Below are 20,970 nucleotides of genomic sequence, written 5' to 3'. Positions count from 1 at the left end.
TTCGAGGAAGTGGCATAAAATCTACCCTTAGGCAGATGCCGCAAGCACCGACTCTTCCCTTCAATCGCGAACACATCCGCCCCGGAGACCGTATCTGCGTGGCCGTCTCGGGCGGTGCGGACTCCGTCGCGCTTCTTCTTGCCATCCACGAGGCCAACGCGGCCACCCGAGACTCGCTCGGCATCGGTCTCTCCGCTGTCCATGTCCACCACGGCATCCGCGATGCCGTCGAATCCGACGCCGACCTCGCCTTCGTCCAGGACCTCTGCATCCAGCTCGACGTCCCCTTGCATATCCATCACGCCGACGTCCCCGCTCGAGCCACCCAGAACCGCGAAACCCTCGAGGAAGCTGCCCGCGAAGTCCGCTACGCTTTCTTCCGCACCCTCATTGCCTCCGGCCACGCCGACTCCGTCCTCACCGCCCACACCCTCGACGATCAGGCCGAGACCGTCCTCATGAAGCTCCTCCGCGGCGCCTGGACCGAGGGTCTCTCCGCCATTCACCCCGTCCTCCTTATCGACACCCCCGTATCCGCACCTCAGGCCCCCACGCGCACCGGCCGCGTCCTTCGCCCTCTGCTCTCCACCACCCGCGCACAGATCGAGTCCTTCCTTCAATCGCGCAATCAAACCTGGCGCACCGACTCCACAAACGCCGACACAGCCTTCACCCGCAACCGCGTCCGGCATGAATTGCTCCCGCAGCTCCGTACCTTCAATCCCTCGATCGACCAGACCCTCGCCAATCTCGCCGAGCTGGCACGTGAGGAAGAGTCCCGCTGGCAGGCCGAGCTCTCCCGACTCCTCCCTCAGCTCCTCCTACCCGGGAAACCTGTTCGTGGAGGGGGACGCGCCGTCGCAACTACGCCCGGCACCGCTTCGGTCGGCATCGAGCTCGATCGCCTCCGTTCCCTCGACCCCGCCCTTCGCCGTCGGGTCCTCCGAGCCGCCGCCCGTCAGCTTGGCTTCCGGCTCAGCTTCGACGACACCACCCGCCTCCTGGCCCTGGCCGGGTTCGCCACCTTGCCCACCGTCGCCTCACGCTCAGGATCGTCCGTGCATCTGGCCAAGGGACTTCGCGCCCAACGATCCGCCCGCGAGCTTCGCCTTTCCTGCGAATCCAAAGCAGAGCAAGACTCCTAAGTCCATTCCTTTCATACGGCTCGTGATTCGAGTCGGCGTCCCGTCTTTGCTGTGCAGTTGGAATAAGGATCGAGCAAAATTCGAACAGGACTGACTTTTCGTCTCCCCACGTCTTGTGGTCCCCCAATCTCTCTTCGGGTAAACGGGGGCAAAATCGGTAGCCCCATAGTTGCAGCGAAAAACCACCTTTCCCACCCTGAATCCTTATCCCTAAGAGTAGAATCTTAACCATCTGACGGGGTAGGACCGTTACTGCGGTGCCGGGCAACGGAAGCCGGCCACCCACAGAACCTTCCTTCGCCGCTATCGTCTAACGATGTAGGCTCTCTATAAGGCTTTTGGCCCTCTTAGGGGGCCGGGTCTGACAAGCCGTCCAAGTATCACGGTGATGCAGACAGGAAAATGAGGAACACGCTTTGAACTCGACCGTCAAACAAATTCTGATCTGGGTCTTCATGATCACCTGCCTCGTGTTTCTGTGGCAGTTTGTCGTCAAGGGCACAGGCGCCGGCCAGGAAAAAAACATCAGTCTTACCCAGCTCCTTAACGACGCCGACCAGGGCAAAGTCGCCGACGTCATGGTCAATGGCTCCGACGTAACCGGGCACTGGAAGGACGATAAGACCCAGTTCCACACCACCATTCCGGCCAACTATCCGGACATGTACAAGACCCTGCGCGATCACGGCGTCAACATCAGCATCAAGGACCAGAACTCGAACGCGTGGCTCGGCTTCCTCATCCAGCTCGCGCCCTTCGCTCTACTCCTCGGTCTCTGGTTCTTCCTCCTTCGCCAGATGCAGTCCGGCGGCAACAAGGCGATGAGCTTCGGCAAATCGCGCGCCCGCCTGCTCTCCATGCAGCAGAAGAAGATCACCTTCAAGGATGTCGCCGGTGTTGACGAGGCCAAGGAAGAGCTCAAGGAGATCATCGAGTTCCTCCGCGAGGCCCAGAAGTTCCAGCGTCTCGGCGGTCGCATCCCCAAGGGTGTTCTGCTCGTCGGACCTCCAGGAACCGGCAAGACCCTCCTCGCCCGCGCCGTCGCCGGCGAAGCGAACGTTCCCTTCTTCTCCATCTCTGGCTCTGACTTCGTCGAGATGTTCGTAGGCGTAGGCGCCTCACGCGTCCGCGACCTCTTCGAGCAGGGCAAGAAGAATGCCCCCTGCATCATCTTCATCGACGAGATCGACGCAGTCGGCCGTCACCGCGGCGCTGGCCTCGGCGGTGGACACGACGAGCGCGAGCAGACCCTCAATCAGCTTCTTGTCGAGATGGACGGCTTCGAGTCCAACGACGGAGTCATTCTCGTCGCAGCCACCAACCGGCCCGACGTTCTCGACCCCGCCCTTCTCCGCCCCGGCCGCTTCGACCGTCGCGTCGTCGTCGACCGTCCGGACATCCGTGGCCGCGAAGAGGTCCTCAAGGTCCACTCCAAGAAGGTCCCCATGGCCGAAGACGTCGACCTGAACGTCCTCGCTCGTGGAACCCCGGGCTTCTCCGGAGCCGACCTGGCCAACATGGTCAACGAGGCCGCCCTCACCGCTGCCCGCTACAACCGCAAGTCGGTCCACATGTTCGACTTTGAAGTGGCGAAGGACAAGGTAATGATGGGCGCCGAGCGCAAGTCGATGCTCCTCACCGACCAGGAGAAGAAGGTCACCGCCTATCACGAGGCCGGCCACACCCTCGTCTCCGCGCTGCGTGAGCACTCCGACCCGCTCCACAAGGTCACCATCATCCCACGCGGCATGGCTCTCGGTGTTACCGTCTACCTCCCCGAGGAAGACCAGCACACCGTCACCAAGGAATATCTCGAGACCCGCCTCGCCACCCTCATGGGAGGCCGTTGCGCCGAAGAGATCTTCCTGGGCAAGATGACTACCGGGGCCGGCAACGACATCGAGCGCATCACCGAGCTAGCCCGCAAGATGGTCTGCGAGTTCGGCATGAGCGGGCTCGGTCCCATGACTTACGGCAAGAAGGAAGAGCAGATCTTCCTCGGCCGCGAGATCGCCCAGCACCGCGACTTCTCCGAGGAGACGGCCAAGCAGATCGACATCGAGGTCCGCAAGTTCGTCGACACGGCTTACCAGTCCGCCTACAACCTGCTCAACACCAACCAGGACATCATGCACAGGCTCGCCAGCGCCCTGCTTGAGCGCGAGACCCTAGACGCCGTCGAGATCAAGTTGATCATCGAAGGCAAAGAACTCCCGCCCATGAAGTCGGCGCTCGCAGGTGTGGATTCCGGTCCGGGAGGAGAAGCCCAGAAGGTTCTCAAGCCCGAAGCAGGTCGCAAGCCTGGCTTCAACGAGGGCCAGCCTTCCCCCGCATAACTCATAACCCAGCATCAAAAAGAAGAGGCAGCCGTCGAGGCTGCCTCTTCTTTTTGTCGTCAGTGGTCGCCCACTCGGGAGTAGGCATCCCCTAAAGGGCCCGTTTCGCCGCGGCCTTTCCGTTGCCTTTCACCTTGCCCGAAGACTTCTTTCCGATCGCCTCGTTGCCCGGAGACGTCGTCGCCTTTTGCGCCTCGTCCTGCTTGCCGCGTTCCTCGCCGTTGATCTTGCCGTTGATCGTCTGTACCGAGAGTCCTCCTCCCGGTGCGTCCATCTTCGGATCGACGACATGCAAACCATGCGAGGTCGTCCACGACCCACGCATGTCCGTATCGCCCTCGTCCCCATCTCCGGTCGAGCCATTGAAGTACTCGTCCACAATTCCCGGCGTCGGCTTGAGCAACCCGATCGAGAACTGCGGTTTCTCGATGCTCTCCAGAGCTGCCTGGAAAGCCTTCATGTGCGTAATCTCCCGCGTCATCAGAAACTGCAGCGCATCGATCGAACCCTGATCGTCCGTATGATCGATCAGACGTTCATAGACGATCTTTGCCCTGGCCTCCGCAGCAATATTGCTGCGCAAATCCACATCCATCTCACCGGTAATCTTCAGGTAGGTTGCGGTCCAGGGATTTCCCATGGAGTCAAACAGAGCCACACCGCCTCCACCTGCAATCGTAATCAGCGGGTCGGCCTCCGCAGCTTCCCGGTTGGTCTTCAACGGCGCTAGGTGCATTCGAATCAACGCACCGACAACCTCAAGATGACTGAGTTCCTCCGTCCCGATATCCAGCAACAGGTCGCGCCGCCCGAGATCATCGATACAGTTCCAGCCCTGAATCGTATACTGCATTGCGGCTGCCAGCTCCCCATTTGCCCCGCCGAACTGCTCCAGCAACATGTTTCCGAATCGTACGTCCGGCTCGCCAATATTGACGGTGTACATCAGTTTTTTTACGTGATGGCACATAAGAAACCTCTGTGGTGATTTACGTGCCGCGTACCAACCGTTCGATGCCGAATTTCCTGTGCTCGTTCAGCATTTTCGCCCTCGCTCAGATGCGACAATGAAACCAACAGCATGAAGCTCCGCACTGCACCTACTCTCCTCCTGTTCAGCATTCTTCTCACCGGTTGCGGCTATCACACTGCAGGGTCGGCCACTCACATCCCATCCAACGTTCGCACCCTCGCCGTTCCCATCTTTTCTACTCGTTCGCAGGCCTATCACACGGAGATGGCCTTTACCCAGGCCGTCATCCGCGAACTCAACACCCGCTCCCGCTATCGCATCCTCAACACCGACTCCCCCGACGCCGATGCCACTCTCCACGGCACCATCCTCACCCAGATCATCACCCCGCTCACCTACGACTCCACCTCCAGCCAGACCTCCAGCTATCTAGTCGCAGTCACCGCGCGGGTCATCCTCACAGCACATGACGGTACCGTACTTTATCGCAACGATGCCATCACATTCCGCGAACAGTATCAGTCCACTCAGGACGTCAACACCTTTATCCAGGAAGGTTCCCCCGCCATCTCGCGCATGTCACGGGACTTCGCCCAGACCGTCGTCAGCGATATGCTGGAGTCATTCTGATGGCCCCTGCCCTTCGAAGCTTCGCCTCCACCGACCGGTTCATCGCGGAGATCAGTTCGCCCGCCTCGCCGTCCATCCGCGCCGGCTACGTCCTCATCGGCGACGAGATCTTCCTCTACGACCGATGCCGCCGAGCCGTCCTCTCCACCCTCGTCCCTGAAGGCGCTCGCGACTTCGCCCTCCACGATCTCGACCTGGCCGAGACAAGCATCTTCGAAGCCCTCGACCGTGCTCAGACACCGTCGCTGATGGCGCCCTTCCAGGTCCTCTTCCTCCGCAATCTCAAGACTCTTTACGGTCGCGGCTCCAAAAAAGAAGAGTTCGCCGCCATCGAGGCCTACTTCCGCTCCCCCAACCCGCAGGCGCTGCTTCTCTTCGTCGCCGACCACATCCGCATCCCCACCGACCTCCGCCGCATGGACTACCAGGACAAGGAGCGCTTCGAGCGCATCCGCGAGACCCTCGGCGACTGGTGCGGCACCGTCGAGCTTGCCCGCGTCGACGAGAACGACGCCATCCGTTGGGTCACCGACACCGCCGAATCCCGCGGCGTCCGCTTCGACCCCGACGCCGCCCGCGAGCTTGTCGACTCCCTGGGAGCCGACATGATGCTCATCTCCAGTGAGTTCGAAAAGCTCCTCCTCTACGTCTCCGCGCCAGCCTCTAATGGCGTCATTCTGACCCTGAGCGAGCAAAGCGAGTCGAAGGGGGAGAATCTCAGTAGTCTCCCCGGCGCGCCACATCAATCCCCGGCAGAGCCACTCGCCCGCAACCGAGTCACCCTCGGCGACGTCGAGACCATGGTCCTCGCCGCCAAGCAACGTTCCCTCTACGAGCTCACCGACGCCATCAGCGCCAAGGACCGCCCCCGCGCTCTCGCACTTCTCCACGGTCTGCTCAACGCCTCCGACGGCGGCGAGGACGCCGCCATCGGCCACCTCTACATGCTCGCCCGAACCTTCCGACAGATGCTCATCATCCTCGAAAAGAACGTCCGCGACTCGCGCGCCATCTGGCAGGCGCTCTGGCAGGGCTTTCGCATGCCGCCCTTCGCCGCAGAAGATCTCATTCGTCAGGCCCGCCGCTACAAATCCCGTCGCGAGCTCACCCGCGCCCTGCGCCTGGTCGCCCGCGCAGACCTCGAGCTACGCAGCTCACCCGCCAATAAGCTCCTCGTTCTCGAGCGCCTCATCCTCGACCTCGCCACCGAGCCCAAACCCTCGGCCTACGAACCCTCCCACCAGTTCGCAATGGAACTCTGAGGGCCACTCAATCCACCACTAAGAGCCGGGTGCCCCACACATCGACTCTGATGTGTGGGACATCGTCCGAAGGACGACCATCGACCAATGCCGCCCAACCCCGTCACGTAAACTCTCTCCAATGCACAAGCCCAAACCGATCTCTTGGCATCTACCTCTTCTCCTGCTCGCCCTCTCACTTCCTCGCCTCCATGCCGAGACATCGCCAGCCTCGAAAGAGTTCGTCTACACCACCGCGCCCTTCCCCTCGGCGCACGCCTCCACTCTGGTGCAGTTGAAAAACGGCGACATCCTCGCCGCATGGTTTGGCGGAGCAAAAGAAGGCGCCACCGACGTGGCCATCTGGGGCTCCCGTCGAACCTCCTCCGGCTGGTCCGCTCCCTTCCTGCTCGTACGCGAACCCAACGTTCCCTGCTGGAATCCCGTCCTCTTTGAGACTCACGATGGCAAACTGTGGCTCTACTACAAGTACGGCCGCAACGTGCGCGAGTGGACCGGCGCCCGTCTCGTCAGCAGCGATCAGGGCCAGACATGGTCCTCACCCGAACATCTCCCCGCCGGCCTCCTCGGCCCCATCAAAGACAAGCCCCTCGTCCTCGACAACGGAACCATCGTCAGCGGAACCTCCGTCGAGAGCTACTCGTCCTGGGCAGTCTGGGTCGACCGCAGCACCGACGACGGCAAGACGTGGCACCGATCAGGCCCCATCACCGTGCCTGCCAGCCTCAAGCCCTCTCCGGCACCAGCTGAACCTCCTCTGAAGCCCGGCGCCGAGCATGTAACCGGAATCATCCAGCCCGCCGTCGTCCATCTCGGCAAAAAACACCTCCGCCTCTACGCCCGCTCCACCCGCGATATCGGTCGCATCTGCGCCGCCGACTCCTTCGACGACGGCATCACCTGGACCGACGCCCATCCCCTCGACCTGCCCAACCCGAACTCCGGAATCGACGCCGTCGGTCTTCGCGATGGCCGCGTCGTCCTGATCTACAACAACACCATCTCAGGCCGCACGCCGCTTAACCTCGCCGTAAGCAAGGACGGCGAACACTTCACCATGTTCCACACCCTCGAAGACGAGCCCGGGGAGTACTCCTACCCCGCCATCATCCAGGGCCGGGATTCAAACGTCTACGCGACCTACACATGGAACCGCAAGCGCATCTCCTTCGCGCGAATCCCACTATCCAGCATTCACTAAACTACGCGGCAGAGTTCATCCAAAGTTGCGCGCCATCTGGGATGAGCGCCCTTCCCCACCGCCGCAGAACCCTGAGAGACTATCTCCGTGCCTGCAAAATCGCAGCCTCGGAGAAGCATCGTATCGCCGGAGACCCCACAGGTCTTCTCTCAGGCGGAGACTGCTCACGGCGTCATCCTCCAGCATCGCCTCGATCCCATCGGCTCGCTCGATCTTCCCGGCATCGAAAAGACCATCCTCTGCTTTCACATCGGTCCGGCAGCCCGGCTCTCCTGCCGCCGCGATGGCAAGCAATACAGCGGCACCGCCGTCCACGGCGACATCGACATCATCCCCGCATGGACTCCCAGCCGCTGGGTCGCCCACGATCATAACGATCGCAACCTTCTTCTCAGCCTTCCTCAAACCCTCATCCACTCCGTCGCCCAGCAGGCCGGTCACGACTCCTCACGGCTCGAGATTCGCAACCGCTTCCAGGTTCGCGATCCCGAGCTCGAGCTCATCGCCAATGCTATTCATCGCGAGATCGACGACGGCCATCCCTCCGGCCCTCTCTACACCGAGGGTCTCGTCGCCGCGATGACCTCCCGCCTGCTCGCACAGCACAGCTCCATCTCCCAGCCTTCGCGTATGCCCCCCGCTACCCTCTCCGGTCGCCGGCTCAAACAGGTCCTCTCCTTCATCGAAGATCAGCTCGCCGAAGACCTCTCGCTCGACCAGATCGCCGCCGTTGCCGGCCTCAGTACCTCCCACCTCAAGCCGCTCTTCCGTCAGGCCATGGGGCTGCCGGTGCATCAGTTCGTCATACAGCGCCGCATCGAGCGTGCCAGGTCCCTTCTCACGCAGGACAGCCTCACCATGGCCGAGATCGCTGCCGCCACCGGCTTCGCTCACCAGAGTCACCTCGCTCGCCACATCCGACGCGCCACAGGCCTTGCGCCCAATGTCATTCGACGCAAATTCGCCGCCGACTGATCCCGCCCTCCGTTTGTGCTCTCTGCCGTCTGAATGTGCGCGTAAATCTTCGCGTAAATCTCGATACTCGCTTCCATGACCCGCCGAGACTTCCTCAAAACCTCCGCCGCCACCCTTCCCGCAGTCGTCGCCGTACCTCATCTCCAAACGAGATCGTCCATCCCCTTCGACGCCGCTTGGTACAGCCGCTCGCGCCGATTCGTCGATCTCCCCATGGCCCGCGTCGCCTACGTCGAAGCTGGCCACGGCCCGGCTGCTTTGTTCGTTCACGGCTATCCGCTCAACAGCTACCAGTGGCGGGGCGCCCTCGAACGCCTCCACCCCCATCGCCGCTGCATCGCACCCGACCTTATGAGCCTCGGCCTCACGGAGCCCCGCGAGGGCCAGACCATCTCACCGCACACCCAGGCTGCCATGCTCGCCGCCCTCCTCGACCATCTACGGATCGATACCGTCGACCTCGTCGCCAACGACAGCGGCGGACTCACTGCCCAGATCTTCCTCTCCAAATACCCCCACCGGGTTCGCTCGCTTCTGCTCACGAACTGCGACGTCGATAAGAACAGCCCGCCCGCAGGGTTTCTTCCTCTCGTCGATCTCGCACGCAAGGGTATCCTCGTCGACCGCTTCTTCGTTCCCCAGTTGAACGACAAGAATCTCGCCCGGTCCGACAAAGGTCTCGGAGGCCTGGCCTTCACCTATCCGGATCGGCTCACCGACGAAACCATTGAGATCTATCTCCGCCCTCTCACCCAGTCTCAGGTGCGAAGGTCTCAGCTTGATCAGTTCACCCTGGCTCTCGCCGTAAACGACCTCGTCGCGATCCGCGAGAATCTTCGGCAATGGAAAGGACCCGCCCGAATGGTCTGGGGCCTCAAGGACCCTCTCTTCGGCGTCCAGTGGGCCGAGTGGCTCGATCGCACCCTTCCCAACTCCCAGGGCATCCGCCGCGTCGCAGGAGCAAACCTCTTCTTCCCCGAAGAGATGCCCGAGCTCATCGCCGAAGAGGCCGCGAAGCTATGGAGCGTCGACACGCGCGCTTGACACCGCTGATAAACTTAAACCATGGAAGAAAGAAGAGCCCGGCACCCGCCGGGCCTTCCCTTTTAAAGCGGTAGAAATCCGGAGATACCAGCCTAAATCCTTTGCACTGAAGATTTTGCAACAAAATGTACGGGGAGGAGGTCGCCACAAAACACTCTGCCACAGGAATGGAAGAACCCGTTCTCTTACGAGTACAAGTTCCGCCCTTTCCCTGCAACTTCCTCGGCCCCGAACGCACCATAACGATGTAGGCTGACGGCACATCTTTTCCGACGAGGTCTCATGCAAGCAAGCACTGAAGCGTCTTTATGGAAGCAGATCGCATTCTTCCTGCTGACCCTTGGCGTCCTGATCGTCTGTGGTCTGCTTCTCAGGCCCTTTCTCGTAGCCATCGTCGGAGCCATCGTAATCGCTGTCGTAACCGAGCAACCCTATCTTTGGCTTGCAGCGCGTCTCCGCCAGCGCAATCTCTGCGCAACTATCGCTCTGCTCCTGGTAATCCTGAGCATCGTCCTTCCCATCTTCTTTCTGGCGCAGGACGTCGGAAAACAGGTCACCCATCTCATTACAAACCTGCGAAGCGAATCAACGCAGCAAGGTATTGCGGACTACTTCGGGCGCCATCCAGCACTCGCAGAGCGTATTCAGACCATCAGCGACAGTCTCGACCTGCATAACGCCGCGCAATCGACCGCAGCTTTCCTGGGAAGAAGGTTCGCGGCTCTCATTGGAAGCTCGATTGGAGCGATTACACAGATCGTCGCGATGCTTTTCATCCTCTTTTTCCTCTATCGCGATCGGGAGCTGGCAGGCCGCTTTGCCCGTTCCCTGCTGCCGATGGACAATCGGCAGGCAGATATCTTCCTCCAACGGCTGCGGGGAACCATCTATGCCACTGCGCTTGGCCGGATGGCGATCGCGGCCCTGCAGGGCACACTCGCAGGCTTAGCCTATTGGATCCTTGGCGTCCCCGACGTGCTCCTCTGGGCCATCCTCACAGGATTGATGGCGATGGTCCCCGCATTCGGGGCTTTTCTGGTCTGGGTCCCTGTAGCTCTTTACCTGGGCCTCTCGGGTCACTGGATCAAGGCTGCTCTACTGGCTATATGGGGCGGTTGCATCGTCAGCCTTGTCGATAATTTCCTCTATCCGGTTCTCGTCGGACCGCATCTCCGGCAGCATTCAGTCGCGGTTCTGCTCTCCATTCTTGGAGGAATCGCGTTATTCGGAATTACGGGCATCGTCCTCGGCCCCCTTACCATCACGGCGGCCTCGGTGCTGCTCGAGATCTGGAGGACCCGAGATAACGAGCTAAGGATTACCACCTCATCCTGATCATTTTTGAGCCAAAAGGGTAGAATTGGCCTGACCACTTAGCTTTACCTTATCGAAGCAGGGTAGAAGACTTTCTCTCGCCCTGTGGACAAGCAGTTGACAGCCCTTTGAAGCAGGCGAATCCTTAACTGGAGAACCGACTGGCCATGAAGAACGAAAAGACCCTCACTGCTGTCCTTCCTTCCGCGCCCCCCACGACGAATAAACACCTGGTCCGCTGGGTCGAAAAGATGGCCGATCTTACTCAGCCCGACGCCATTCACTGGGTCGATGGATCTAAGGCCGAGTACGACCTTCTGTGCCGTCAGCTGGTGGATGCCGGGACCTTTACCAGGCTGAACCAGAATCTGTGGCCAGGATGCTTCTACGCTCGCTCGGCTCCCAACGATGTGGCCCGAGTTGAAGATCGAACCTTCATCTGCTCCCTGTCGAAGGACAACGCGGGCCCCACCAACAACTGGGAAGATCCCTTCGTGATGCGGCGCAAGCTCAAGCAGCTCTTTCGCGGCTGCATGCGCGGACGCACCATGTACGTCCTGCCGTTTTCGATGGGCCCCCTTGGTTCACCCATGTCACAGATCGGGGTACAGCTGACCGATTCGCCGTATGCGGTCGTAAACATGCGCATCATGGCGCGTGTCGGAGCTCCGGTCTTCGCCGAGATCGATAAGGACATCAAACGAGTCGTTCCCTGTATGCACTCGGTCGGCGCACCGCTCGAGCCCGGTCAGCAGGACGTCTCCTGGCCCTGCAATGACGAGAAGTACATCGTGCACTTCCCGGAGACCCGCGAGATCTGGAGCTACGGCTCTGGTTACGGCGGCAACGCCCTCCTTGGCAAAAAGTGCTTTGCCCTTCGCATCGCCTCGAACATCGCCCGCGACGAGGGCTGGATGGCCGAGCACATGCTGATCCTCGGCGTCGAGTCGCCCACTCACGAGAAGACCTATGTTGCGGCGGCCTTCCCTTCAGCCTGTGGCAAGACCAACTTTGCCATGATGATTCCGCCGGCTGGATTCGAAGGCTGGAAGATCTGGACGGTCGGCGACGACATCGCGTGGATCAAGCCCGATGCAACAGGGCGGCTTCGTGCCATCAATCCGGAATCCGGCTTCTTCGGTGTCGCTCCCGGAACATCGGCCAAAACCAACCCCAACGCCATGGCAACGCTCGCGAAGAACACGATCTTTACCAACGTCGCACTTACTCCTGAGGGCGGCGTCTGGTGGGAGGGGATGACGGACGCTCCACCAAAGGAGTGCCTGGACTGGCGCGGCAACCTTTGGACACCGGAGATTGGAAAGCAGACAGGTCAGCCCGCCGCTCATCCCAACGGTCGTTTTACGGCGCCTGCCAGCCAATGCCCCACGATTGATCCCGATTGGGAGGCCCCAGAGGGGGTACCTATCTCGGCGATCATCTTCGGCGGCCGCCGTTCGACCACGATGCCGCTGGTCTACCAGGCCTTCAACTGGTCCGGCGGAGTCTACGCAGGCGCAACGATGGGTTCGGAGACGACAGCAGCTGCTGGAGGCGCGCTCGGCAAGGTCCGACGCGACCCGATGGCTATGCTGCCCTTCTGCGGATATCACATGGGCGACTACTTCCGCCATTGGATCAAGATGCAGCGCGCCCTGTCCTCAACTCCCCGCATCTTTCACGTGAATTGGTTCCGCAAGGATGAAGACGGCAGATTTCTCTGGCCGGGATACTCCGAGAACATGCGCGTGCTGAAGTGGATTGTCGACCGCGTTCGGGGTCGGGCGCAGGGCAAAGAGACCCCCATCGGGTGGACGCCCCATTACGAAGATATCCGATGGGAGGGATTGCAGATGTCCGAGGAGAGGCGCCGTGTCGTTTTTGAGGAGCTTCAAAGCGTCGATCGGACAGCATGGCGGCGAGAGGTGATGGACCATGAGGAGCTCTTCCTCGCCCTCCATGATCACCTGCCGCCTGAGATGATTTACGAGCGGGAGCTGCTGATCTGCCGTTTATAGCCCAACCGCCGGACCTCTCAGAGAAAACGAGAGCCATTATCCTCCAAGACTATGATTCTTATGGCTATAGTGAGAGGGAGGTCCGTAGAACGCCTGTGCGAAACGGAATGCAAAGCACGCCGAGCGACTCTTGACTCCTGCAAAAATTCTCGGTATCTTAACCGATGTGGCAGGACTCCCTTCGGGTTGAGTCGGTCATAACGAAGTCCACCCACTTCGTTGATTAACGGAACACCCACGCAACAGCCCCCACCGCGCTGCGTGGGTTTCCTTTTTAACTCAACATTTCCTGTGTCATTCGCTTGACGCATCTGCTGGAACCTTTTAACCTTGTTCCTAATGGGATCGATTTACATCGCGGCCTGTAGCTGTTGTCCTTGTTGTAAGGGCACCTGTTGCTGCTGCGCTGGACTCTCCCTCACCTAAGCCCCTTCTCAAAATTCCGGCTTAGAGGATCTCAGGAACCCACGTAGCAGCGCCCTTCGCGCACGTGGGTTTTTCCTTTGCCCGCGACAACTTCTAAAAGCTTATTCGCTGAATCGAGGCATCTATGGCATCACCCCACGTATCCAACAGCCGTATCAATATCGACCTGATTGCTGTTGCAATCGCCCTGACCCTTGCGGCGCTTATTCGCTTCAACGTGCTCCCGCCTGTGGGATTCTAAAAGTACCTCAGTGTCTACTCGCACAATTCCGATCGCAGCACCTGCATCTTCGCTAACCACACAGTTTCTCCGTGTGCTGCCCGGAGTTGGTTTGCTATTCGGCATCGGTCTTCTGGGCAAGCTCCTCGAACACATCTTCACCCACCTTCGCGCCAGCCATCCCGGCGTTCCCTTCCCTCATCTCGAATATGTTCTGTGGGCCATCCTGCTTGGGCTGGCAATCGGCAATACTGTCGGCGTCGCTCCATTTCTTCGGGCTGGAGTCGCCACCTACGAGCTCTGGCTGAAACTCGGAATCGTGCTGGTCGGCGCACGATTTCTCCTTCAGGACGTACTGCACATCGGTGGCCTCTCGCTGGCGCTGGTCGCGGTTGAACTCATCCTCTCGCTCTCGATGATGCATCTTCTCGGCCGACTCTTTCGCCTGCCACCAAAGCTCACGTCCTTGCTCGCCATCGGCTCCAGCATCTGCGGCGTCACAGCCATCATGGCCGCCCAGGGAGCTATTGAACCCGAGGAAGAAGATACCTCCACCGCAATCGCCGCCATCCTTACCCTGGGCGCGATCGCGCTCTTCACCTTTCCTGCTATCGGTCATGCTCTCCATATGAGCCAGCAGGGCTACGGAATGTGGGCCGGGCTTGCCGTCGACAACACAGCGGAATCGCTCGTCACCGGCGCTCTCTACGGCGAAGAGGCAGGCCGCTGGACTGTGCTCGCAAAGACTGCCCGTTCCGGCTTCATCGGCTTCGTCGTGCTTGCGTACGCGGTGTACTGGTCTTCCCGCGGGCTCGCGCCGGATGTGGAGCACAAGGGTGTATTCCTCTGGCGCAAGTTTCCGAAGTTCATTATCGGCTTCATCGCACTCTCGGTCCTCGCGACCTCGGGATTCTTCACCCACACGCAGCTCACCAGTCTCGCGAATCTCTCCCGCTGGGCCTTTCTTCCCGCCTTTGCCGGCGTCGGTCTCAGGACCAACCTCCGCGATCTCACCGGGCAGGGATGGCGTCCTCTGATCGTGGGCATTCTCGGAGAGATTGCGATCGCACTCATCACCCTGGGGCTCGTCTACTGGAGCTACAGTCACGGGGTCGCAAGATGATGCCCTCTCTGCGATTCTTTGCATCCACTTGTTGTCGCTCCTAGAGCACACACCGCCTTTCCCTACGAAAAATCTATCTTCATGCGACTCGCAGAGATGAATGCGAGAGCATCCCATGCCTCGTTGGAGCCCAAAATGCACGACCGTATTCGCAAATATCCATTCTTTAAAACCTCTCCCGCCGAACTCCTCCGTATCGTCGCAGTCTTTGTCGTCGTTGCTCTCACTGTCCTCAGCGCCCACTCGCAGGTTGTCGGCGGCACACTCTCCGGCGTCATTACCGACCCGACCGGCGCAGCGCTCTCCGAGGCTTCCGTTCACATCCACAACGATGAAACAGGCAACGAACGCAGCCTGGTCACAGGACCCGACGGACGCTTCTCCGCTCCATCCATTCCCATCGGGACCTACACCATCACCGTCCAGCATGCTGGCTTCACGGAACAACGCCGCACGGGGATTCCTCTCACCATCGGCCAGAGCAAACAGATCGACCTCGCACTCACCGTCGATTCCGTGCAACAGCAGGTCACCGTTGAAGACACGCCCTCTGTCGTCAATCTCTCCACCCAGCAGACCTCAGGCCTTGTCGACGAGCGCCAGATCAAGCAGCTTCCGCTCAACGGCCGAAGCTATGACCAGCTCATCACGCTCAACCCGGCAGTGGTCAACTACACCAACCAGCGTTCCGGAAGCATTGGAACCTCGAACTCCTCCGTCGGCAACATGTTCGCCATCTCGGGCCGCCGGCCTCAGGACAATCTCTTCCTGCTGAACGGAATCGAATACACCGGAGCGTCCCTGATCAACGTGACCCCGGGAGGCACCAGCGGCCAGCTTCTCGGCGTCGATGCCGTACGAGAATTCAACGTCGTCACGGATACCTACTCCGCGAGCTACGGCAAGCGCCAGGGCGCGCAGATCTCCATCGTGACAGCATCCGGCACCAACAATCTTCACGGCTCCGTCTACGAGTTCCTGCGTAACTCCGCATTCGATGCGCGTAACTACTTCGATCAGGCCCATATTCCTGAGTTCCAGCGCAACAACTTCGGAGGCTCGATCGGCGGTCCCATTCGCCACGACAAGCTCTTCCTCTTCGCGAACTACGAGGGCTACCGACAGAACCTCGGCCTCTCCGACGTCACCTTCGTCCCCGACGATCAGGCGCGCCAGGGCTACCTGCCCGATCCGGCCAATCCCTCCGGGCCGCGAAAAAATTACGGCGTCGCACCTGGAGTCGCTCCACTCTTCAACCTCTGGCCCGAGCAAAACGGTCCTGCCCTTCTGGATGCGAACGGTAACCAGACTGGCATCGCCCTTGCTTATTCCAATCCGATGCAGCATATCCGCGAGGACTTCGGGACAACACGCTTCGACTACAACATCAGTCCGCGCGATCTCTTCTTCGGCGTCTACACCGTCGATGACTCCACCGCCGACACCCCGACGCAGAACCCTCTCGCTTCCATCAATGAAGACCTCCGCGAACAAGTCGCCAGCCTGCAGGAGCAGCACGTCTTTTCTCCGCGCCTCCTCAACACCGCCCGTTTCGGATTCTCAAGAGCATCCTTCTTCTTCCTCGGCACCTCTTCTCCACTCGGAGGCGCCGATGTACCAGGATGGGTCGCAGGGCAGCCCGTCGGGGCCATCGTGATCGCGGGATCGACTGCCTCGAACGGCTCCTCACAGATCACTGGAGCGGGAGCCAACGTGGGATCGAATAACGCGACTACCCGCAATCTCTTCACCTTCGACGATCACATCTTCTGGACCCATGGCCGTCATCAGATCGAAGCTGGAGGCTGGCTGCAGCGGCTGCAATCGAATGACAACCTTGCGCAAAATCAGTTTGGCCAGGCATCCTTCGCTACTCTCACCACCTTCCTGCAGGGAACCGTGAAAACCTTCACTGTCGTCCCCAATCCCACGAGACTCGGCTGGCGCTCCTGGATGGGAGCCGGATATCTCGAAGACACCATCAAGCTCACACCTCGGGTTGAACTGCGTGCCGGCCTTCGCATCGAGTCCACCAACGGCTTCAACGAATCGCAAGGCCGAGCGTCCAACTACGCCTTCACGAACGGTGTAATCGACACCAACCCCTTCGTCGGTTCCTCTCCACTTACCCAAAACCGCGCGAAGTTCCTTCCAGCGCCTCGCCTCGGCCTGGCATGGGATGTACGCGGCGACGGCAAGACCAGTGTCCGCGCCGGCTTCGGCATCCACTACTCGCTGCTGGACAACCTGAACTACCGCCTCGATCAGGCCGCTCCGTTCAATACAACGTTGTCGCTGGCGAACGTCGCCGTCTCGAACCTGCACATCACATCCTCGACCCAGCCCTCGCCTGGCACGCTCGTCTCCCCTTCCAGCGTCCAGACCGATCTTGCAACCCCGACAGTCATGTCCTGGAGCCTGCAGATCGAGCAGCAGCTCACTCCGAACACCTCGCTCACCCTCGGCTACATCGGGTCTCACGGCTACAACCAGATCCTCTCCGCCGATCTCAACGAGCCCGAAGCAACCATCGTGAACGGGAGAATCTTCTATCCGACGACCACGAAGGTTAATCCGGCAGTCGCCAATACCACCTCATGGATCTCGCGCGGCATGAGCAACTACAACGGTCTGGTCGTCGACGTCCGTCGCAGCCTTACTCACGGCCTCCAGCTCCGCGGCAACTACACCTTCTCGAAGAACCTCGACAATGGCTCGGCCTGGAATACCAGCGTCAGCGCCAATACCCCAGCGTTCGTCTCTTACCCGGCCAATCCGAGTATCGACTACGGACCTGGCGCGACCGACCTGCGACACATAGCAGCAATCAATGGCACCTACGACCTGCCTTTCGGCCAGGGTCACATCCTCGCCTCGAACCTCCGAGGCATGGCGAATCGCGCTGTCTCTGGATGGACTCTCAGCTCCATCGTCGCCCTCCAGTCCGGTTTTCCCTTCTCGCCGCAGCTTGGCTACAATCCCACCGGTTCGGGGGATACTCGCAATCCCGTGCGTCCTGATATCAATCCCAATTTTCATGGCAATCTCTACCCGCGAACTCCACAGCAGTACTTCAACCCCGCGGCGTTTCTTGCGCCGGCGTACGGAACAGTCGGCAATCTTGGCCGTGACACGCTCACAGGCCCCGGCCTCGTCAACTTCGATCTCTCGCTGCTCAAGGTCACACAGGTCACTGAACGGATCCGCGCCCAGTTCCGTGCCGAGTTCTTTAATGCTCTGAACCACACCAACTTCGCAACACCCAACCCCGTGGTCTTCACCTCTGGCCCGACGCAGGGGACTCCAGCGAACCAGACCGCCGCCATCGTCGCAAGTCCTACCGCCGGCGTCATTACCGCAACGGCGACCACGTCGCGCCAGATCCAGTTCGGACTGAAGCTACTCTTCTAAGCTGCCGATAAGGGATACAACCGTTTGTTCCCTTTCAAGAGACGGAGGGCCACCCTGGCCCTCCGTCCATTTGTCCTTCTGCTTTCCGGCATGAATTCTTTCGGATGGGTACACTAGAGGTTGAGCGAATGCCTCTAGAGACTCCAAACTCCGGTCCGCTCGTCGCAGTCGCCAACCCCAACCCAAGCGGCTTCGCTCCGCTCCGTATCCGGCTCTTCCGCGACCGCTGGATCGCTTCCACAATCTCGTCGGTCGGAACCTGGATGCAGGACACCGCGGGAACCTGGCTGATGACGTCGCTCACGGCCTCGCCGCTGCTCATCGCACTCATGCAGACTGCGGCTTCGCTGCCCGTTCTCCTCCTGGGTCTGCTTGCCGGTGCGACCGCCGATATCTTCGATCGCCGGAAGCTACTCATCTTCTGGCAGGCATGGATGCTCTCTTCGGTCGCCGTGCTGGCTGTACTCACCTTCTTCGGCTACGTCTCCCCCTGGGCGCTGCTCGCCTTCACATTCCTGCTCAATATCGGCTCTGCCATGAACAATCCAGCCTGGCAGGCTATCGTTCCGGAGCTGGTTCCACGCGAGCTTATCCCCGACACGGTCTCGCTCAATGCTGCATCCAACAATCTCGCCCGCGCCGTCGGTCCTGCACTCGGCGGACTGATGGTGGCGGGCTTTGCCAGCGCGCATACAGGCGCAGGCTGGGTATTTCTTCTCAACGCAATCTCATTTGCGGCTGTCATCTGGGTGCTCGTCAACTGGAAGCGGACCCCGTTGTTCAAATCCGCTCTTCCCTCCGAGCGCATCGCCGGCTCCATCATGACCGGGCTGCGATACGTTCGCTATGCCCCTGACCTCCAGTCCTCCCTCGTACGGGCTTTCACCTTCACCTTCTTCGTCTCGGCCATCTGGTCTCTGCTCGCCGTAGTCGCGAAGCGCGATCTAAACCAGGGCGCGCTCGGATATGGCATCCTGAACGGCTCGCTCGGACTTGGAGCAGTGATCGCGGCCACACAGCTCCCTCGTATCCGTCGTCGTGTCCCCGCCGATACGATCATCGTCATCTCCACGTTCTACGACGTCATCACGTTGCTTGTCCTTGCCTACGCTCACTATCCGGCAATCATCATTCCGACGCTTATCCTGTCCGGCTTTGCCTGGACCAGCACCATGTCTACCCTGAATACCTCTGTCCAGCTTTCCGTTCCCGCATGGGTACAGGCGCGTGCACTTGGAACCTATCTGATGACCTTCCAGGGAGGAATGGTCTTCGGCTCTATCCTGTGGGGTCTTGTCGCCGAACACACCTCCACGTCCGTTGCGCTCACAGCCTCCGCCTGCGGGCTCGCCCTCAGCTATCCGGCAATTCGACGTTTCCATATCCTCCAGGGTCCCCTCCCCGATCACACTCCCTTCCGTTCCTCCCGATCCGCATCTCAGCCGAGTGTGTTTCAACTGGCCGATTCGGCCGCGCAGGCGGATGACCTGATCCACTCCGGACCAGTACGAATCTCGATTGAATATCGCATCCCCGCGGAGCGTTATGCGGAGTTCACCCACGCCATTCACCAGCTTCGCGGGGTTCGCCTCCGCGATGGAGCCATGCGCTGGGGAATCTACCGCGATGTCATCGATCCCGAACGCCTCAACGAAACCTTCGTCATGGAATCCTGGCTCGACTACCTGCGATCCCGCGAGCGCATTACTACAGCGGACGAAGCGATCCGTGCCCGCGTACGCGAGCTTCATCAGGGCGAGGAGCCACCAAAGATCTCCTATCAGATTTACGCTCGTGAAATCACCCCGCACGAAAGCCCGGAAGCACTGCACCCTGAATCACGATGAAACTTGCCGCGCTCAGTTCGCTCCTGCTCCTGGCCACACTCCTTGCGCGGCCCGCCGCTCCTGCACCGATCGCATCTCAACTCACCGAATCGGATCGCCCGCTTCCTGATATCCCAACCCTCATGCATGAGGTAGAAGAACACCAGAAAGCTGCCGAGGCCATCCAGAAGGACTATCTTTACCACGAGGTTGCCCAGGAACAACGCAGCAATGGCACGAAGTCACAGACCGAGGAGTTCGATGTCTTTTGGCTCAATGGCGTCCAGGTCCACAAGCTCACGCGAAAAGACGGGAAAGATCTCACCGCGGACGAGCAGCGGAAGGAGAGCGAGCGCATCGACAAGCAAGTCGCGAAGGCGACCGACCGCAAGAAAAAAGCCGAAGAAAAGGGTCAGCCAACCGACTCGCGTGGCAATGATGAAGTCACCGTCTCCCGTTTCCTCATGCTCGGAGCCTTTACCAATCCACGACGCGTCCAGCTGAAAGGTCGCGACACCATCGTCATCGACTATGCGGGAGACCCGAAAGCGAAGACGCGCAATCGCATGGAAGATGTCATTCGTGATCTCTCAGGAACGATCTGGGTCGACGAGCAGGACAGAACCATCACCCGGCTCGAAGGACACTTCGCAAAAGCATACAAAGTGGGAGCAGGCATCGTGATGTCCATCAAGGAAGGCACCAGCTTTTCGATGGAGCAGATGAAGATCAATGACGAGGTCTGGTTGCCCTCTCACATCGAAGGCCACGGCGCAGCGCGAGTCATGCTCTTTGTCAGCTTCACCGGCAGCATCCAGATCAACAATTCTGACTACCGCAAGTTCAAAGCGACCTCCACCATCCTGCCCGGAGTTGCAACCGTAAAAGATTCGTCTTCGGGAGACACCCAGGACGCGCCTCGCGAGCCTGAAAAGGCGCCGCCTCCGCCATAATTTCAATTGGCATCGATCATCCTGGGTCACCAAAGTCTGCTCTCGAATCCATTAGGCGCAAACCTGCCTTCGGGAGTACATTTGGTCATACCAATCTCGATACTGGTCGATGA

Annotated in this window: 14 protein-coding genes; 13 read left to right on the top strand and 1 reads right to left on the bottom strand. The window is 60.2% G+C overall.

The genetic code is table 11. The features are described 5' to 3' along the window. Positions 1–35 precede the first annotated feature (35 nt). Entirely contained in the window at positions 36–1,145 is a 1,110-nt protein-coding gene (gene tilS / locus BDD14_RS21265; protein ID WP_130421022.1) for a tRNA lysidine(34) synthetase TilS, read from the top strand. Between the two features lie 416 nt (positions 1,146–1,561). Continuing rightward, positions 1,562–3,481, top strand: coding sequence for an ATP-dependent zinc metalloprotease FtsH (ftsH, locus tag BDD14_RS21260; protein WP_130421020.1), 1,920 nt, complete (start codon positions 1,562–1,564; stop codon positions 3,479–3,481). Positions 3,482–3,572: 91 nt separating this feature from the next. Here the strand turns inward: ftsH and BDD14_RS21255 are convergent, their stop codons facing one another. After that, positions 3,573–4,451, bottom strand: a complete 879-nt coding sequence (locus tag BDD14_RS21255; RefSeq protein ID WP_130421018.1) for a manganese catalase family protein — start codon at positions 4,449–4,451, stop codon at positions 3,573–3,575. 111 nt (positions 4,452–4,562) lie between these two features. Here BDD14_RS21255 and lptE point away from each other — a divergent pair, with 111 nt between their 5' ends. The 11 genes from lptE to BDD14_RS21200 all read left to right on the top strand — a co-directional run bounded on the left by lptE (position 4,563) and on the right by BDD14_RS21200 (position 20,857). Further along, positions 4,563–5,084, top strand: a complete 522-nt coding sequence (gene lptE / locus BDD14_RS21250) for an LPS assembly lipoprotein LptE (protein ID WP_130421016.1) — start codon at positions 4,563–4,565, stop codon at positions 5,082–5,084. Further along, positions 5,084–6,346 carry a DNA polymerase III subunit delta gene (gene holA, locus BDD14_RS21245; protein ID WP_130421014.1) on the top strand — a complete coding sequence of 421 codons (1,263 nt, stop codon included), beginning with the start codon at positions 5,084–5,086 and terminating at the stop codon, positions 6,344–6,346. The genes lptE and holA overlap by 1 nt, the downstream gene beginning before the upstream one ends. A gap of 121 nt (positions 6,347–6,467) precedes the next feature. Continuing rightward, positions 6,468–7,547 (top strand): sialidase family protein, encoded by a 1,080-nt coding sequence (locus tag BDD14_RS21240; protein WP_130421012.1) that lies wholly within the window; start codon positions 6,468–6,470, stop codon positions 7,545–7,547. A gap of 87 nt (positions 7,548–7,634) precedes the next feature. Further along, positions 7,635–8,522, top strand: a complete 888-nt coding sequence (locus BDD14_RS21235; RefSeq protein ID WP_130421010.1) for a helix-turn-helix domain-containing protein — start codon at positions 7,635–7,637, stop codon at positions 8,520–8,522. Positions 8,523–8,597: 75 nt separating this feature from the next. After that, positions 8,598–9,566, top strand: a complete 969-nt coding sequence (locus tag BDD14_RS21230) for an alpha/beta fold hydrolase (RefSeq protein WP_130421008.1) — start codon at positions 8,598–8,600, stop codon at positions 9,564–9,566. Positions 9,567–9,848: 282 nt separating this feature from the next. Beyond that, complete coding sequence (locus BDD14_RS21225; RefSeq protein WP_130421006.1) at positions 9,849–10,901, top strand: AI-2E family transporter; 1,053 nt, start codon at positions 9,849–9,851, stop codon at positions 10,899–10,901. Between the two features lie 146 nt (positions 10,902–11,047). Then, on the top strand, positions 11,048–12,898 hold the full coding sequence (locus BDD14_RS21220; RefSeq protein ID WP_130421004.1) for a phosphoenolpyruvate carboxykinase (GTP): 1,851 nt from the start codon (positions 11,048–11,050) through the stop codon (positions 12,896–12,898). Positions 12,899–13,575: 677 nt separating this feature from the next. Then, positions 13,576–14,667 (top strand): YeiH family protein, encoded by a 1,092-nt coding sequence (locus BDD14_RS21215; RefSeq protein ID WP_130421002.1) that lies wholly within the window; start codon positions 13,576–13,578, stop codon positions 14,665–14,667. Between the two features lie 135 nt (positions 14,668–14,802). Continuing rightward, the gene (locus BDD14_RS21210) at positions 14,803–18,078 is read left to right on the top strand and encodes a TonB-dependent receptor (protein ID WP_130421000.1); all 3,276 of its coding nucleotides are present in this window, start codon (positions 14,803–14,805) and stop codon (positions 18,076–18,078) included. 128 nt (positions 18,079–18,206) lie between these two features. Next, the gene (locus BDD14_RS21205; protein ID WP_130420998.1) at positions 18,207–19,925 is read left to right on the top strand and encodes an MFS transporter; all 1,719 of its coding nucleotides are present in this window, start codon (positions 18,207–18,209) and stop codon (positions 19,923–19,925) included. Then, positions 19,922–20,857, top strand: coding sequence for a hypothetical protein (locus BDD14_RS21200; RefSeq protein ID WP_130420996.1), 936 nt, complete (start codon positions 19,922–19,924; stop codon positions 20,855–20,857). Before BDD14_RS21205 ends, BDD14_RS21200 begins: the two co-directional genes overlap by 4 nt. Positions 20,858–20,970: the final 113 nt, after the last annotated feature.

The organism is Edaphobacter modestus (genome assembly GCF_004217555.1).
GTDB lineage: Bacteria > Acidobacteriota > Terriglobia > Terriglobales > Acidobacteriaceae > Edaphobacter > Edaphobacter modestus.
Note: the sequence above shows the minus strand (reverse complement) of the source record. Positions and strands in the feature narration are given on the sequence as shown.

What these genes read in the sequence shown, in the direction of transcription:
- tilS (WP_130421022.1), top strand. Translation starts at nt 36, where the DNA reads ATGCCGCAAGCACCGACTCTTCCCTTCAATCGCGAACACATCCGCCCC.
- BDD14_RS21255 (WP_130421018.1), bottom strand. Translation starts at nt 4,451, where the DNA reads ATGTGCCATCACGTAAAAAAACTGATGTACACCGTCAATATTGGCGAG.
- lptE (WP_130421016.1), top strand. Translation starts at nt 4,563, where the DNA reads ATGAAGCTCCGCACTGCACCTACTCTCCTCCTGTTCAGCATTCTTCTC.
- holA (WP_130421014.1), top strand. Translation starts at nt 5,084, where the DNA reads ATGGCCCCTGCCCTTCGAAGCTTCGCCTCCACCGACCGGTTCATCGCG.
- BDD14_RS21240 (WP_130421012.1), top strand. Translation starts at nt 6,468, where the DNA reads ATGCACAAGCCCAAACCGATCTCTTGGCATCTACCTCTTCTCCTGCTC.
- BDD14_RS21230 (WP_130421008.1), top strand. Translation starts at nt 8,598, where the DNA reads ATGACCCGCCGAGACTTCCTCAAAACCTCCGCCGCCACCCTTCCCGCA.
- BDD14_RS21225 (WP_130421006.1), top strand. Translation starts at nt 9,849, where the DNA reads ATGCAAGCAAGCACTGAAGCGTCTTTATGGAAGCAGATCGCATTCTTC.
- BDD14_RS21220 (WP_130421004.1), top strand. Translation starts at nt 11,048, where the DNA reads ATGAAGAACGAAAAGACCCTCACTGCTGTCCTTCCTTCCGCGCCCCCC.
- BDD14_RS21210 (WP_130421000.1), top strand. Translation starts at nt 14,803, where the DNA reads ATGCACGACCGTATTCGCAAATATCCATTCTTTAAAACCTCTCCCGCC.
- BDD14_RS21205 (WP_130420998.1), top strand. Translation starts at nt 18,207, where the DNA reads ATGCCTCTAGAGACTCCAAACTCCGGTCCGCTCGTCGCAGTCGCCAAC.
- BDD14_RS21200 (WP_130420996.1), top strand. Translation starts at nt 19,922, where the DNA reads ATGAAACTTGCCGCGCTCAGTTCGCTCCTGCTCCTGGCCACACTCCTT.